The organism is Sanguibacter sp. TS_SC_8 (assembly GCF_055361235.1).
This window is the reverse complement of sequence record NZ_CM143955.1, coordinates 1,857,781-1,871,661: the sequence shown is the minus strand read 5'-3', so window position 1 is coordinate 1,871,661 and position 13,881 is coordinate 1,857,781. Positions and strand designations below refer to the sequence as shown.

Annotated in this window: 12 protein-coding genes and 1 tRNA gene; 3 read left to right on the top strand and 10 right to left on the bottom strand. The window is 70.4% G+C overall.

All coding sequences use genetic code 11. From position 1 onward, the window contains the following. Positions 1-64: 64 nt before the first annotated feature. Genes ACWA15_RS08505 through ACWA15_RS08495 form a run of 3 tightly spaced genes read right to left on the bottom strand, consistent with a single transcriptional unit; the run spans position 65 to position 4,626 of the window. Positions 65-2,179, bottom strand: coding sequence for a M3 family metallopeptidase (locus ACWA15_RS08505; RefSeq protein ID WP_464059174.1), 2,115 nt, complete (start codon positions 2,177-2,179; stop codon positions 65-67). Positions 2,180-2,209: 30 nt separating this feature from the next. Next, complete coding sequence (ald, locus tag ACWA15_RS08500) at positions 2,210-3,397, bottom strand: alanine dehydrogenase (protein ID WP_464059173.1); 1,188 nt, start codon at positions 3,395-3,397, stop codon at positions 2,210-2,212. Beyond that, positions 3,397-4,626, bottom strand: a complete 1,230-nt coding sequence (locus ACWA15_RS08495; RefSeq protein ID WP_464059172.1) for an AI-2E family transporter — start codon at positions 4,624-4,626, stop codon at positions 3,397-3,399. The genes ald and ACWA15_RS08495 overlap by 1 nt, the downstream gene beginning before the upstream one ends. 246 nt (positions 4,627-4,872) lie before the next feature. Between ACWA15_RS08495 and ACWA15_RS08490 the strand changes: the two genes are divergently transcribed. Next, positions 4,873-4,955: transfer RNA gene (locus ACWA15_RS08490), tRNA-Leu, on the top strand. Between the two features lie 78 nt (positions 4,956-5,033). Continuing rightward, a complete protein-coding gene (locus ACWA15_RS08485; protein ID WP_464059170.1) occupies positions 5,034-5,777 on the top strand; it encodes a lysoplasmalogenase in 744 nt (247 codons plus the stop codon). Between the two features lie 73 nt (positions 5,778-5,850). Here ACWA15_RS08485 and ACWA15_RS08480 read toward each other — a convergent pair whose 3' ends face one another. From ACWA15_RS08480 to ACWA15_RS08460, 5 genes are all read right to left on the bottom strand, one after another. Then, positions 5,851-6,105, bottom strand: coding sequence for a helix-turn-helix domain-containing protein (locus tag ACWA15_RS08480; protein WP_464059169.1), 255 nt, complete (start codon positions 6,103-6,105; stop codon positions 5,851-5,853). 3 nt (positions 6,106-6,108) lie between these two features. Further along, entirely contained in the window at positions 6,109-6,810 is a 702-nt protein-coding gene (locus tag ACWA15_RS08475) for a hypothetical protein (protein ID WP_464059168.1), read from the bottom strand. Between the two features lie 121 nt (positions 6,811-6,931). Further along, complete coding sequence (locus ACWA15_RS08470; protein WP_464059167.1) at positions 6,932-8,623, bottom strand: SulP family inorganic anion transporter; 1,692 nt, start codon at positions 8,621-8,623, stop codon at positions 6,932-6,934. Continuing rightward, the gene (locus ACWA15_RS08465) at positions 8,620-9,105 is read right to left on the bottom strand and encodes an ArsR/SmtB family transcription factor (RefSeq protein ID WP_464059166.1); all 486 of its coding nucleotides are present in this window, start codon (positions 9,103-9,105) and stop codon (positions 8,620-8,622) included. Before ACWA15_RS08465 ends, ACWA15_RS08470 begins: the two co-directional genes overlap by 4 nt. Before the next feature lie 260 nt (positions 9,106-9,365). After that, positions 9,366-9,677 carry a hypothetical protein gene (locus ACWA15_RS08460; RefSeq protein ID WP_464059165.1) on the bottom strand — a complete coding sequence of 104 codons (312 nt, stop codon included), beginning with the start codon at positions 9,675-9,677 and terminating at the stop codon, positions 9,366-9,368. Between the two features lie 358 nt (positions 9,678-10,035). Between ACWA15_RS08460 and ACWA15_RS08455 the strand changes: the two genes are divergently transcribed. Then, positions 10,036-11,556, top strand: coding sequence for an HNH endonuclease signature motif containing protein (locus ACWA15_RS08455; protein ID WP_464059163.1), 1,521 nt, complete (start codon positions 10,036-10,038; stop codon positions 11,554-11,556). Positions 11,557-11,780: 224 nt separating this feature from the next. Here ACWA15_RS08455 and ACWA15_RS08450 read toward each other — a convergent pair whose 3' ends face one another. Both ACWA15_RS08450 and ACWA15_RS08445 read right to left on the bottom strand, forming a co-directional pair. After that, positions 11,781-12,596, bottom strand: coding sequence for a serine hydrolase domain-containing protein (locus tag ACWA15_RS08450; RefSeq protein ID WP_464059162.1), 816 nt, complete (start codon positions 12,594-12,596; stop codon positions 11,781-11,783). A 155-nt stretch (positions 12,597-12,751) separates the two neighbouring features. Beyond that, positions 12,752-13,861 (bottom strand): dihydrodipicolinate synthase family protein, encoded by a 1,110-nt coding sequence (locus ACWA15_RS08445; RefSeq protein WP_464059161.1) that lies wholly within the window; start codon positions 13,859-13,861, stop codon positions 12,752-12,754. Positions 13,862-13,881 lie beyond the last annotated feature (20 nt).

Here is a 13,881-nt window from a genome sequence, read left to right as displayed (position 1 = left end):
GCTGATCTGACGGCGCTCGTCGAGCAAGGCCGCTGGCGAGACGGCACTGGTCAGACCGCGTTGGTCAGACGGCGCTGGTCAGACCGCGCCGGGCCAGCAGAGGCTCGATGGCCGGGGCCCGGCCGCGGAGCTGGGCGAAGGCCTCCATCGAGTCCATCGACCCGCCGACGGCGAGCAGCTGGGCTCGGAAGCGGTCACCGCTGGTGCGGTTGAGCACCCGCCCGTCGACGGCGTTCTCGGTGAACCACTCGACGGTGTCGGCGTCCAGCACCTCCGACCAGATGTAGGAGTAGTACCCGGCGGAGTACCCGCCCCCGAAGACGTGGTTGAAGTACGTCGTGCGGTAGCGCGCAGGGACCGCACGCAGGGCCAGCCCGGCGGCCTCGAGGGCGGCTGCCTCGAAGGGCAGCACCTGCTCGACGGCGGTCGGGACCTCCTGCGGCCCGATCTGGTGCCAGGCCTGGTCGAGCAGCGTCGCGGCGAGGTACTCCGACGTCGCGAAGCCTTCGTTGAACTGGCGGGAGTCGATCATCGTGCGCACCCACTCGGCCGGCAGCGGTTCCCCGGTCTGGTGGTGCACCGCGTAGCTGTTCAGGATCTCCTCGTCCCACGCCCACATCTCGTTGACCTGGGAGGGGTACTCGACGAAGTCGCGCGGCACCTCGGTCCCGGAGTGCGAGGGGTAGCGCACCGCCGAGAACAGCCCGTGCAGCGCGTGGCCGAACTCGTGGAACAGCGTGATGACCTCGTCGAAGACGAGCAGGGTCGGCTCCCCCGCGGGCGGCTTGACGATGTTGAGGTTGTTGACGATCACGGGACGCTCGGCGAGCAGGAAGCTCTGGTCGACGAGGTTGTTCATCCACGCTCCCCCGCGCTTGGACTCGCGGGTGTAGTAGTCGGCGAGGAAGAGGCCCAGCCCGGTGCCGTCGGCGTCGAACACCTCGAACACGCGCACGTCCGGGTGATAGCCCACGAGGTCGGCGCGCTCGGTGAAGGTCACGCCGTAGAGCTCGGTCGCGGCCTTGAACACACCGTCCTGGACGACCCTCTCGAGCTCGAGGTAGGGGCGCAGCAGGGAGTCGTCGAGAGAGAACCGGTCCTTGCGCACCCGCTCGGCGTAGTAGGCCCAGTCCCAGGCCTCCAGCTCGGCGTCGGGGTCGCCGAGGTCGGCGACCAGCGCCGCCTGCAGGTCGACGGCCTCTGCCGCGGCGTTGGCGGCGGCGGCGGGGGCCAGCGGGGCGAGCATGGCGTTGATCGCCTCGGTGGTCTTGGCCGTGGCCTCCTCGGCGATGTAGGCGCCGTGGTGGGCGTAGCCGAGCAGGCGGGCGTGCTCGGCGCGCAGCTTCACCAGCTCCAGGACGATCTCGCGGGTGTCGGTGTCGTCCCCGGTCGCGCCGCGGGTCACCGAGGCCTCGTGCACGCGCTGGCGCACGCCCCGTCGGCGCAGCGAGGCGAGCACGCCCTGCTGGGTGGGCAGCTGCATCTCCAGCAGGTACTTGCCGTGCTCACCGCGGTCCGCCGCGGCCTGTGCGGCGGCCGCCACCGCGTCGTCGGGCAGGCCCTCGAGGTCGGCGACGTCGGTGACCAGGACGCTCGCGGCGTTGGCGCCGGCGAGGAGCTTGCGCCCGAAGGCGGCCTCGAGGGAGGTCATGCGCGCGTTGAGGTCGCGCAGGGTCACCTGGTCGGCCTCGGAGAGGTTGATCCCCGAGCGACGGAAGTCCTGCAGCAGGTTGGTGAGCAGCCATGCGCTGTCGGCGGGCAGGCTCACCTGGCCGGCGCGGACCGCGGCGTCGAGCAGAGCGACGCGGGCGTGCAGGCCGGCGTCCATGAAGATCGCGTCGTGGTGGGCGGAGAGCTCGGGGGCGAGCTCCTCCTCGATCTCTTCGAGGACCGTGCTGGAGTCGGAGCCGGCGACGTTGTAGAGCACGCTCAGCGTGCGTCCGAGCAGGTCACCGCTACGTTCGAGGGCCTCGAGGGTGTTCTCCTCGGTCGGCGGTTCCGGGTCGGAGACGATCGCGGCGATCTCGGCCAGCTCGGCCGCCATCCCGGCGCGCGCGGCCGGGAGGTAGTGCTCGTCACGGATCGATGCGAAGTCGGGGAGGCCGTACGGCAGGGTCGAGGGGCTCGAGAAGGGGTTGGTGGGATCGAGCGGGTTCACGGAGAGGGGCATGACACCCATTCATACGGGAGATGTGGGCTCAGGTCGACTTCATTGCGCTGTGTGGGCCGTGTCGTGCGGCGTGTCGTGCGCCATCCCGTGCGCCTGCGCCACCTGGGCGCTGACCAGCCGGCCCTGGTGCGTCATGAGCCCGGCAGCGAGCCCCGGCTCCCCTCGCAGCAGCTGCCCGACGCCGTCGGCCGGGTTCGCGGCGGGGTCGGCCGGTCCTGCGGCGGCTTGGTCTGCGGTAGCCACCCCTGCGGTTGCCAGCAGCGTGAGGTAGGGCAGCGTGGCGTTGGTCAGTGCCTGGGTGCTCGTGACCGGCACGGTCCCGGGCATGTTCGCGACCGCGTAGAACGTGCTCTGGTGCACCCGGTACGTCGGGTCGGTGTGGGTGGTGGGCCGGGTGTCCTCGAAGCATCCGCCCTGGTCGACGGCGATGTCCACGAGCACCGAGCCGGGCCGCATCCGGGAGACGAGCTCGTTGGAGACCAGGCGCGGGGCCCGGGCTCCCGGTACCAGCACCGCCCCGATGACCAGGTCCGCGCCAGACACCTCGCGGTCGATCGTCGCGGCGGTCGAGATGACTGTGCGCACGACGCCGCCGAACTCGGTGTCGATCTCCCGCAAGGTGGCAGCGGACAGGTCGATCACGGTCACCGAGGCGCGCATCCCGACGGCGATCTGGGCGGCGTTGCGCCCGGCGGTGCCGCCTCCGATGATGACGACCCGTGCCGGCCTGGTGCCAGGGACCCCGCCCATGAGGATGCCCGCCCCACCCTCGGACCGCAGCAGGTAGAAGGCACCGACCTGGGATGCCAGGCGCCCGGCGATCTCGCTCATGGGGGCCAGCAGGGGCAGCGACCCGTCCGGGAGCCGGACGGTCTCGTAGGCGATCGCCGTCGTGCCTGCCTCGAGCAGCGCCTGGGTGCAGGGGCGGTTCGCGGCCAGGTGCAGGTAGGCGAAGAGGACGAGGTCGCTGCGCAGGTGGGGGTACTCCTGCGGGAGGGGTTCCTTGACCTTGCAGAGGATCTGGCTGGCCCGCCACAGCTCTGCGGCGCCCGCGACGATGCGGGCGCCCGCGGCGACGTAGTCGTCGTCGCTGATCGCGGAGCCGGTCCCGGCTCCGGCCTGCACGAGGACCTCGTGACCGGCCTGCACGAGGTGGTGCGCGCCGTCGGCCGTGAGGGCGACGCGCAGCTCGTTGTCCTTCGCCTCGACGGGGATCCCGATGCGCATCAGGACTCTCCGGGCCGGGCCTTGGTGGCGGACCTGGAGGCGGACCTGGTGGCGGACCTGGGCGAGGGGGCGCGGTCGCGTTGGTCGACGTCGGGAACCCCGTCGCCGTCGTCGTCGTCCAGGTCGCCCTCCCGCATCGGTGGGTCGAGGTGATGGCGGAGCTTGGAGAAGACCGCCCAGCACACCGCGACCAGCGGCACGGCGATGACCGCGCCGAGGATCCCGGCCAGGAGCGTCCCGGAGGTCACCGAGATCGCCACGACCATCGGGTGCAGGGAGACCTGCTTGCCCATGACGAGGGGTTGCAGCACGTGACCCTCGAACTGCCCGATGAGGGCGATGCCGATGCCGACGATGGCCGCCTTGACGACGCCGTCGACCGCGAGGGCGACCACCATGGCGATGACCATGGCGGCGGGTGCCCCGATGAGCGGGATGAACGCACCGATGAACACGAGCACGGCGAGCGGCGCGGCGAGCGGCACCCCCAGGATCGACAGGAAGATCCCGGCAAGCATGCCGTCGGTGATCGCGATGATCACGGTCCCGCGGGTGTACCCGGAGAAGGTGTACCACCCGGCGCCGCCGACGATCTTCCACGTCCCACGCATGCGGGCGGGCAGCTGGTTGAGGAACCAGGCCCACATCGCGCCCCCGCGGGCGAGGAAGAAGATGGTGCAGAAGACGGCCAGGGCGAGGGCGGTGAAGATCTCCACGACCGTCCCGGCCTGCTCGAAGGCGGTGCCCGCGATGTCACCGGCGTGCTCCTGGACCCATTTCTGCCCCTCGGCCAACCACTTGTCGAAGTCGGCCGCGGTGATCGAGAACGGCAGCGGGCCGTTCTCCAGATAGTCGAAGATCCGCCCGACGCCGGTGGTGAACTGGTCGGAGAGGTCGCTCCACTGCCCCGCGACCGAGGCGACAACGTAGGCGAGCAGCCCCCCGATGAAGGTGACGCCGGTGAGCATCGCCAGGGCGGTGGCCAGGCCTCGGGGCATGATCCTGGAGTAGACGTTGACGATCGGGCGCAGCACCGCGGTGAACACGAGCGCGACGAAGAGCGCGATGAAGACGAGCTGGACCTTCGCGGTGGCGAAGACGACGAGGGACACGGCGGCGACGACGATGATCAGCCGCCACGACCAGCCCGCGAAGTTCTTCAACCACTGGGGCACGGTGTCCACGGGGGCGGCGACCGGCGGGCGGATCGACGCTGTGGTGCGCCTCACACCTGCCGCCCGTACTCGCTGACCTGACATGCGATCTCCATCTCCCCAGAAATCTGCGAATCCTTGGCGCTGAACAGCCAAAACACTACTCCGGCAGGGGTGCGGCAGACCCGTGACAGGCCGCCGTGAACCCACCGGGCATCCACCCGTCAGTCTCCCCCCGACCTCCGATTCATGCCCGACGCAGAAACCGTGCTAGATTTTCCGACGCACCCAAGAGAACGAAAAGTTCTTGAAGGTCCACCTGCCCAGGTGGCGGAATGGCAGACGCGCTAGCTTGAGGTGCTAGTGTCCGTAAGGACGTGGGGGTTCAAGTCCCCCTCTGGGCACTCGTTGAGACAGCGAATGAGAGAGGCCCTGATCTTCGGATCAGGGCCTCTTTCGTCATCACATCACTGGAGATGTACATGGCAGCTCCCCCGGTCGAGTCCCGCGCGAGCACACGCACCGCGGCGGCCTGCGTCGTCTTCACCGTCGTCTCCCTCGGGCACCTGGGAGCCCAGCTCGCGGGGCTGGAGCCGCTCGCTCGGGTGACTCAGTGGCTGCTCATGCCGTTCCTCGCACTCGTGCTCACGGCGGCAACCAGCGGCGCCCCACGCGGACGCCTCGTCCGCCTGACCCTGCTCTCCCTCGGCTTCTCCTGGCTCGGGGACACCGCACCCGACGTCGCGCCCGAAGGAGCGGCGTTCATCGTCATGATCGCCTTCTTCCTTGTGGCCCAGGTGGTCTTCGTCGCGGCCTTCTGGCCCTGCCGGGACGCCAGCGTGCTCTCCCCCACCCAACCTGCCCGACGCCGGTGGCTCGCCGCCCCCTATCTCCTCGCCCTGGTCGCCCTCGTCGTGGCGTGCGCACCGGGTGCGGATGGTCTGCTGGTGCCGGTGATGGTCTACGGGGCGACGTTGGCGCTCATGGCGGCCTTGGCGACCGGGGTGAACCGTCTCGTCGCGCTCGGTGGTGCGATCTTCGTCGTCTCGGACTCGCTCATCGCGCTCAACGCCTTCGTGGACGGCTGGTCGCTGCCGGGGCAGGGGTTCTGGGTGATGGTCACGTACATCGCGGCGCAGACGCTCATCGTCGCGGGGGTGATGGGCCTCGCGAGAGCGGCTGGCGTCGACGGCGGGCCTGACGGGCGTGCACGCGTGGTGGTCTGATGAACGGCCGGCGGCGTCCCACCGTCGTCGTCGCACGGGTCGATGTGACGACGCTGCGCGAGCGTTGAGCTCATCAGGTTTCAGGGCGCCGCAGGCCGAGGAGGTCACCGGGAGTGCAGTCGAGGGCCTGGCACACGGCGGTGAGGGTGGTGAAGCGGATCGCGCGGGCGTGACCGTTCTTGAGGACCGAGAGGTTCGCGACGGTGATCCCGGAGCGGGCGGCGAGCTCGACGAGCGTCATGTCCCGGGACCGGAGCAGCTCGTCGAGGTGGCAGGCGACCAGGTGGTCCTCGCCGTCGGCGGTGCCGTCCGGGCGAGGTGCGGGCACCGCTCAGACCAGCCCGTCGGTCTCACGGGTCAGGTGCTCCCCGGCACGGAAGGCCGCCGCGAGGACGAGGACGAGCGCGGCGACGAGCAGCGGTTCGAGGGCGAGCCGCGGTGACGTCGAGAAGACCCCGTCGTCGGCGAGCCCGAGCCGCTCCAGGACCATCACGCCCGCGATCTGGGGCAGCAGCGGGGCGAGCGGTCCGGCGACGCCGATGAGGCCGGCGATCAGCGAGAGGCGGCGGGCGTTGCCGGTCGCGAAGGGCTTCCCGGCTGCGACGCTGAGCAGCACGGGGCGCGCCAGGAGCGCGCCGGCCAGCAGCGCGAGGCCACTCACGAGCACGTCCCCGCGGCTGAGGAACTGCTCGAGGGAGGTGGACCCCCAGGCCGCGACGGTCACCTGGCCACCGGTTCCGCCGATTCCGCCGGGTCGGAACCCTGCGGGCGGGAGCGTGGTGATCCACCCGTCCTCGATCTGGACACCCTCGACGGTGAGCTGGACGCTGTCCCAGGTTCCGTCGTCGGGCAGGAAGGTGACCGGGACGTGCACCGTGGCGGGGACGATGGTGAGGGAGTTGACGGAGTAGACGACTCCGGCTGTGCCCGCCACGACTCCGACGAGGAGAACCAGCCCGGCCAGCACCCGGATCCAGCGCGTGGCCAGGGGCTGCACATCGGAGACGGCGGGGACCCCACGTGCGTACGCCATGCTGATCTCCTCGGATCGACCAGGTCGAGCATATCGACTATCGAGATGACCCTAGTGGTTCATCCTGGTCGCGTCCAGAGTCTGGCCGGTGCCGCCGGGGCCGCCGGGGCCGCCGGTGCCGTCAGTCGTCCGCGGGGCGGGCCATCTGCAGTGCCAACGCCTGCGACATCGCCCGTGCCTGCCCCTCGGGGTCGACCGCGTGACGTCGGGCGTGGGCGACGGCCGCGTCGAGGTCGGTGAACAGGTGGTTGCGGTGTCGCAGGGACCCGATCACACCCACCGTGTCGGCCAGGTGCTGGTGGTGCGCCTGGATCCCCTTGACCAGGACCGTCACCCCGCGTCGCTCGAGAGCCTGGATCATCTCGGTGACGCCGCGCGCCCCGGTGGCGTCGAGCACCTGGAGCTGGGACATCCGCAGGATGACGACCGAGACGTCCTCGATCCCGCTGATGGAGTCGAGCATGCGGTCCGCGGCACCGAAGAACAGGGCGCCGTCGAGCCGGACGAGGGCGATGCGGACGTCCTCGGGGTGCTGGGCACCGGGGATCGGCTCGCGGTGAGCCGTCCCGGAGAGCGCCAGGGTCCGCAGCGCGAAGAAGGCGGCGACGGCGATACCGATGCCGACGGCGACGATGAGGTCGAAGGAGACCGTCACGACGGCGGTGATGACGAAGACGATCGCGTCGGAGCGGCTCGAGCCGAGCACGCTGCGGACCGTCGTCCTCGACACCATCCGCCAGGCGGTGACCATGAGCACGCCCGAGAGCGCTGCGAGAGGGATCTGCGAGACGACGCCGGCGGCCAGGTAGACGACCGCGAGGAGGCCGACCGCGTGAATGATCGCCGCGAGGCGGGTGCGCCCGCCCGACCGGACGTTGACGGCCGTGCGGGCGATGGCGCCAGTGGCCGGCATCCCACCGAACATGCCCGAGGCGATCGAGGCGAGCCCCTGCCCGACGAGCTCCCGGTCGGCGTCGTATCGTCCGGTGTCTGCCATCGATGCGGCGACCCGGGCGGACAGCAGCGACTCGACCGAGGCGAGGATGGCGACGGCGCACGCCGGCCCGAGCAGTGCGCTCAGGTCCGCGGTGCTCATCGTCGGCAGCCCGGGGGTGGGCAGCGAGCTGGGCAGCGTGCCGATCCGGGTCAGCGAGATGCCGGCGACGCTCACCAGGACCGAGACGACGACGATCCCGACGATCGATCCGGGCAGCTGGGGGTGCACGCGCGGCGCGACGACCATGATCACCGCGACCAGCGCTACCGCTGCGACCGACCAGAGTGCTGAGGGGCCGCTCACCGAGCCCAGGGCCTGGATCGCGGAGACGACCGCGTTGGTGCTCGGGCCTGCGGCCGCCCCGACCGCGGAGGGCACCTGCTGGACGAAGATGATCACGGCGATCCCGAGGGTGAACCCCTCGATCACCGGCCAGGGGATGTAGGAGACGGTGCGCCCCAGGCGCAGCAGGCCTGCCGCCGCGACGATGGCGCCCGCCATGAGGCTCACGACGGCGATCGCACCGGGTCCGTGGGAGGCGACGATCGGTCCGAGCACGACGACCATCGCGCCGGTGGGACCGGACACCTGGACGTTGGAGCCGCCGAAGACCCCGGCGACAAGACCGGCGACGATCGCGGTGACGAGGCCGCTCGCGGCACCGGCACCGGAGCTCACGCCGAAGGCGAGGGCGAGCGGGAGCGCGACGATGCCGACCGTGATGCCGCCGATGAGGTCCCCGCGCCAGGTGCGGGGCACCGCGCGGTAGTCCTTCCAGGTGGGCAGGAGGGAGGCGAGGTACCGGGAGACGCTCATCTCGGCGACCTGCCGGGAGCGACGTCGGCGTCGGCCGTGTCGGAGGCGGCCGTGTCGGAGGCGGCGTCGGCGTCGGCCGGCCTGCTGCCCACTGTCGAGGCCAGCTGCTCATACGTGCGCTCGAGGACCTTCGCGAGCAGGGCTCGCGAGACGGCCAGGAGGTCGGCGACCTCGGGGAAGGCGAGCCGGTAGAAGACCTGGCTCGCTCGCCGCTCGGCGACCACGAGGTTGTGCCGGCGCAGGACGGACAGGTGCTGGGAGAGGTGCGACGCCTCGAGGCCGGTGTCGGCGATGAGGTCCGCGACGGAGACGTCGTCGGGCGACGCCGAGAGAACCTCCAGGACGCGCACCCGGACCGGGTGGGAGACCCCCTTGAAGAGGTTGGCCTTGACCTCGTAGAGCGGGCGATGGGCGTCGAAGAAGTCGTCGATGCCGAGGGGTGCCGTCGGGGTCGTGGGGTTCTCCTCAGTCAGATCAGGCACTGAGGTCACCGCTGAACGGTGTGGCTGCGTCACGCAGGGTGGTCATGGTGGGCTCTCTTGTTGATGACTTGATAACTTCATCATACCGTCAATCCGTGGGGTGCGCGTTCCCCATGGGCTCACCAGCCAGGTCTGGACGCTCACCACCTCCCGGTGAGATCGTCCACCTGCCGCATACTCCCAGGTGAGGACGCGAGGCCCGGGTTCCTGCTGGCGGAGACAGCGCGGTGAGGTTGCGGTGAGGTTGCGGCCCGAGCCGCTCAGGTCAGCCCGGCCACGACCGCTACGGCAAACCCCAGCGCGAACCCCACAGCGCCAGGGGCCACCCAGCGAAACCGGCGGGGAGCGATCACGCGCACGATGATCGGTGCGTCGGGGTTCTTCGATACAGCAGAGCTCCGTGGTGGGGACGACGACTTCGGCTCGGCCGGGCGCTTCGACTCGGCCGGGCGCTTCGGCTCGGCCGGGCGCTTCGGCTCGGCCGGGCGCTTCGGCTCGGCCGGGCGCTTCGGCGCACGCCAGTCCTCTGCGTACTCGGACGTCGGCTTCATCCAGTCCCGGTTTGCTCCCATGTGTCGGTCATCGGCGCTTCGACCCGCCGGCTCGAGCCTTCATGGGACCGCGGCGGGGCGACGAGAATCCACTGGTCGGTGGCGTCGTCCCTCAGCTCGCTTCCACGTTGTTGCTGGTCACGGCGGCGGGGGTCGGGTCTGCCCTGGAATGTCAGTGGCCATCCGTAGAGTCGGGACATGAGCAGGAACGGGATGGTCGACGGCGATCGCGGGCCCCGCTGGGCGGGTCCGGCGGGCGGGTCGGTGTGTGCGACGGCGGGTTGTGCGCGCACTGCTGCACCGTTGGCGCCTGCGTCCTCAGCGGGTGGTATCGGTGGTCTCGCCCGGGAATGTCAGTGGCCAGATGTAGGTTCGAATCATGGTTGAGAACCTGATCTCCGAAGACGACGGGCCCGGTGGAACCGTCAAGGCGGGGCTGCTCGCCGCCATCGTCACCGCCGATCAGATGATCAACTCCATGACGGCCATGCGCTCCGCGCTCATCGAGGAGCTGCGCACCTCCTCCCTGGACCCGGGTGAGCTGCCCCTTGACCCCGGCGACCCAGACCTCGACCTGGGGTCGGTCACCGCAGAGCTGGCCTGCGCCCTGCACCTGCCCCACTCCACCGCCGCGCACCTGCTCGACGACGCCCACGTCCTGTCCACCGACCTCCCCGCCACCGCCACGGCACTGGCTGAGGGGTCGATCACCTACCGCCACGCCCAGGTGATGATCAACCACATCGGCGGCCTCGACCCCCACGCTCGGGTGCGAGCGGAGAAGACCCTCATCCCCCGCGCCAAGCACCTCACCGTGTCCACCTTCAAACGGGCCGCTGCCCGTGAACGCGACCGCCTGGACCCCGTACCCCTGGTCGTACGCCACGAGAGGGCCGCGACCGGGCGCACCGTCCTGATCGAACCCGACATCGACGGCATGGCCTGGCTGCACGCCTTCTTGCCCGCCACCCAAGCCCACGCCATCTTCAACAGGGTCTCCGACGTCGCCGCATCCCTGCAGCACCCCGACGACGGACGCACCCTGCCCCAGCTGCGCGCCGACACCCTGACCGCCGTCATGCTCGACGACGACGCCCGCGACGCCTTCCACCACGCCCTGAGCAACCCGGCTGGCGCGGAGGGCACCGGGCACAACGACAGCACCAGCGAACCAGATCACGGGACTGACGGGGCTGACGGGGACGGTCCTGGCACCGCGGAGGATCGCCGGCGCCTGCGCACCACGATGCGCGGCATCCGTCCCACCGTCGCCGTCACCGTCCCGGTCCTGACGCTCCTGGGCGCAGACGCACCCGCCGAGCTCGAAGGCTACGGACCCATCGACCCCGACACCGCCCGAGACCTCTGCGGGCGGGCCCCGTCCTTCCTGCGGATCCTCACCCACCCCCACACCGGAGCCATCCTCGGCCTCGACCGCGACCGCTACACCATCCCGGGCGACCTCAAAGCCTGGCTCCGCCTCAGAGACGAACACTGCCGCTTCCCCGGCTGCGCACGCAGAGCCACCCGCTGCGACATCGACCACGTCACCAACTGGGCCCACGGCGGGACAACCGACCAGACCAACCTCATCCACCTGTGCCGCACACACCACCGCATGCGACACCGCACCCGATGGCAAGCCGAAGTCATCACCACCCCACCCGGGACTGCCAGCTCCCTCGGAACAGACAGCTCCATCCGAACCAGCAGCTCCCTCGGAACCAGCAGCCCCCTCGGCGCGAGCGTGCACTGGACCGCGCCCTCCGGCCGCACCTACACCACCACCGACGCCCTCCATGGACGCCACCCACACGACGACCACGACCAGGGCACCGACCACGGCACCGACCCACCACCAGACCTACCCACCCGCTTCCCTGACGTCCCCCCCTTCTAGATCTCATCCTTTCGGAGCACTAGACACCGTCCAGCGACCTGCCCGGACGTCACCTCGGGAGTCCACCTCACCGTCGGGCGGACTGGATTGGGACGCCAACTGGTCGGGCGGACTCGACTGGGATGCCAACTGGCTGTTCGTCGCCGCGGCTGATTCCTGGGACCGGGGGCTCACAGAGTTGCCCGAACGCTAGGCTGCTTGCGTCCGGTGGTCGTCGTGCTGCGTCACTCACCCAGCTCGCTCAGCACCGCGTCCGTGAACACCGGCCACACCTCCGCGGCCCACGGGCCGAAGTCCCGGTCGGTGAGCACAACGCAGGCCACCTGCGCCTGGGGATCCACCCACACGAACGTGCCCGCCTGGCCGAAGTGCCCGTAGGTCTGCGGCGAGCTCAGCGACCCTGTCCAGTGCGGGGACTTGCTGTCGCGGATCTCGAAGCCCAGCCCCCAGTCGTTGGGGTCCTGTCGGCCGAACCCGGGGAGCACACCCTTGCGCCCGGGGAAGGCGACCGTGGTCGCCTCGGTGAGCGTCGCACGGTGCAGCAGCCTCGGGTTCTGCAGCTCGGCGACGAACGACCCCAGGTCGCGGGCCGTCGAGCCCGCCCCGGCAGCCGGGGAGCCCACGAAGTCCGTCGACTCCATGCCCAGTGGCACCAGCACAGCCTCACGGACATAGGCACCGAAGCCGATCCCGGAACGCTCCGCGATCACCTCGGCCAAGACCTCGAACCCCGCATTGGAGTAGATCCTCCGGTCCCCCGGTGTGGCGCGGATCGTGCGGTCGGCGAAGTCGTAGCCGGCGGTGTGCGCCAGGAGATGGCGGATCGTCGCGCCCTCAGGACCCGCCGCGTCGTCGAGCTCGACCGCACCCTCCTCGACAGCCACCAGCACCGCGTAGGCAGTGAGCAGCTTGGTGACAGAGGCGAGAGGGTAGAGCCGATCCTGGTCTCCGTGGGTGGCCAGGGTCTCCCCCGCAGCCGAGATCACCGCCACCGAGGCGTTCGTGACGGGCCAGGACTCGATCAATTCGACGCTGCGCATGTACCGACCCTAGAACATCGGCACGGGACCGCGCCGCAGCAGCAGTGCCGTCCGGGTGTCAGTCCATGCAGTCACCCCGGGTACCTCCCGGTGTGATCCGGTGTGGCCCGGTGCGACACCCGAAGAGAGTCAGCCGGTGCGACACCCGAAGAGAGTCAGCCGGAGTGGCGCCCGGACTGGGCCAGCTCGCCCTCTGCACTCAGAGCAGGGTCCGAGTCGGCAGAACCGTCATCGTCGGACACGGGGGTCGCCTTGGCGCGCTCGCGCCTGGCTTGCGGGGACGCAGGGACAACCGACGCAGGAACAACCGACGCGGAGGCAGCCACTGCCTCGGAACGCTCCACCGCTGCCTGAGCGGGCACCGGGACGTCGATCCCGGCCAGGGCCATCTTCACCAGCGCACGCGCGTCGCGGGGCAGCGGCAGCAGCGGCTTGGGCAGCACACCGGCCTCGATACCGAGCAGGTCAGCGATCGTGTGCACGGTCCGCATGCCACCGTACTGGCGCAGGATGATCGACAACGGCGTGAGCTGGCGCTGCAACGCCCTCGCCTCGGGTGCACGGTCGGCCACGGCGGCCGTGGTGATCGCGACACAGATCTCGGGCAGCACGGCCGCGAGAGCCGAGTGCCAACTCGAAGCCCCGGAGAGGAGGATCTGCGCTCCCAGACCGTCTCCGCTGAAGCCCCAGTCCAGCTGCTTCGCGCTGCGCTGCGGCAGTACGGCGGTGATCTTCGCGATCCGGTCCTTGATGTCTGCAGCGTTCGCGCCGCGGTCCTTGAAGCCGGCGACCCCGGACAGCCGACCGAGCTTCGCCAGCTCTGCGACGGAGAACCGGTGACCGGTGGTGGCGGGGTTGTTGTAGACCCAGATCGGGATGGTGGCCGCGGAGGACGCGTCCTTGTAGAGGCCATAGATCTCGTCGAACTGCAGCGGCTGGTAGGCCATGGGCTGCAGGAGCGCCCCGGACGCCCCGACGCTGGCTGCCTCAGCCAGGTTGGCGATCACCTCTGCGGTGCTCAGCGCCCCCACCCCGACGAGGACCGGCACCCGACCGGCAGCGACCTCGACCGCGCTGCGGGCGATGCGCTTGCGCGCCGAGCGAGGCATGTAGGCGAAGCCGCCCGTGCTGCCCAGCACACCGATCGCACTCACGCCAGCCACGATCGCAGAGTCGACGACCTGTTCGAACGGGCGGGTCAGCAGACGCCCGTCCTCCCCACGAGGGGTGAACGGGTACGCGACAAGGGGACCAGGTGACGGCATCAGTTCAGCCTAGCCACACC

Coding starts and splice junctions, on each gene's coding strand:
- ACWA15_RS08505 (WP_464059174.1), bottom strand. CDS start 2,179: ATGGGTGTCATGCCCCTCTCCGTGAACCCGCTCGATCCCACCAACCCC.
- ald (WP_464059173.1), bottom strand. CDS start 3,397: ATGCGCATCGGGATCCCCGTCGAGGCGAAGGACAACGAGCTGCGCGTC.
- ACWA15_RS08485 (WP_464059170.1), top strand. CDS start 5,034: ATGGCAGCTCCCCCGGTCGAGTCCCGCGCGAGCACACGCACCGCGGCG.
- ACWA15_RS08475 (WP_464059168.1), bottom strand. CDS start 6,810: ATGGCGTACGCACGTGGGGTCCCCGCCGTCTCCGATGTGCAGCCCCTG.
- ACWA15_RS08470 (WP_464059167.1), bottom strand. CDS start 8,623: ATGAGCGTCTCCCGGTACCTCGCCTCCCTCCTGCCCACCTGGAAGGAC.
- ACWA15_RS08460 (WP_464059165.1), bottom strand. CDS start 9,677: ATGGGAGCAAACCGGGACTGGATGAAGCCGACGTCCGAGTACGCAGAG.
- ACWA15_RS08455 (WP_464059163.1), top strand. CDS start 10,036: ATGGTTGAGAACCTGATCTCCGAAGACGACGGGCCCGGTGGAACCGTC.
- ACWA15_RS08450 (WP_464059162.1), bottom strand. CDS start 12,596: ATGCGCAGCGTCGAATTGATCGAGTCCTGGCCCGTCACGAACGCCTCG.
- ACWA15_RS08445 (WP_464059161.1), bottom strand. CDS start 13,861: ATGCCGTCACCTGGTCCCCTTGTCGCGTACCCGTTCACCCCTCGTGGG.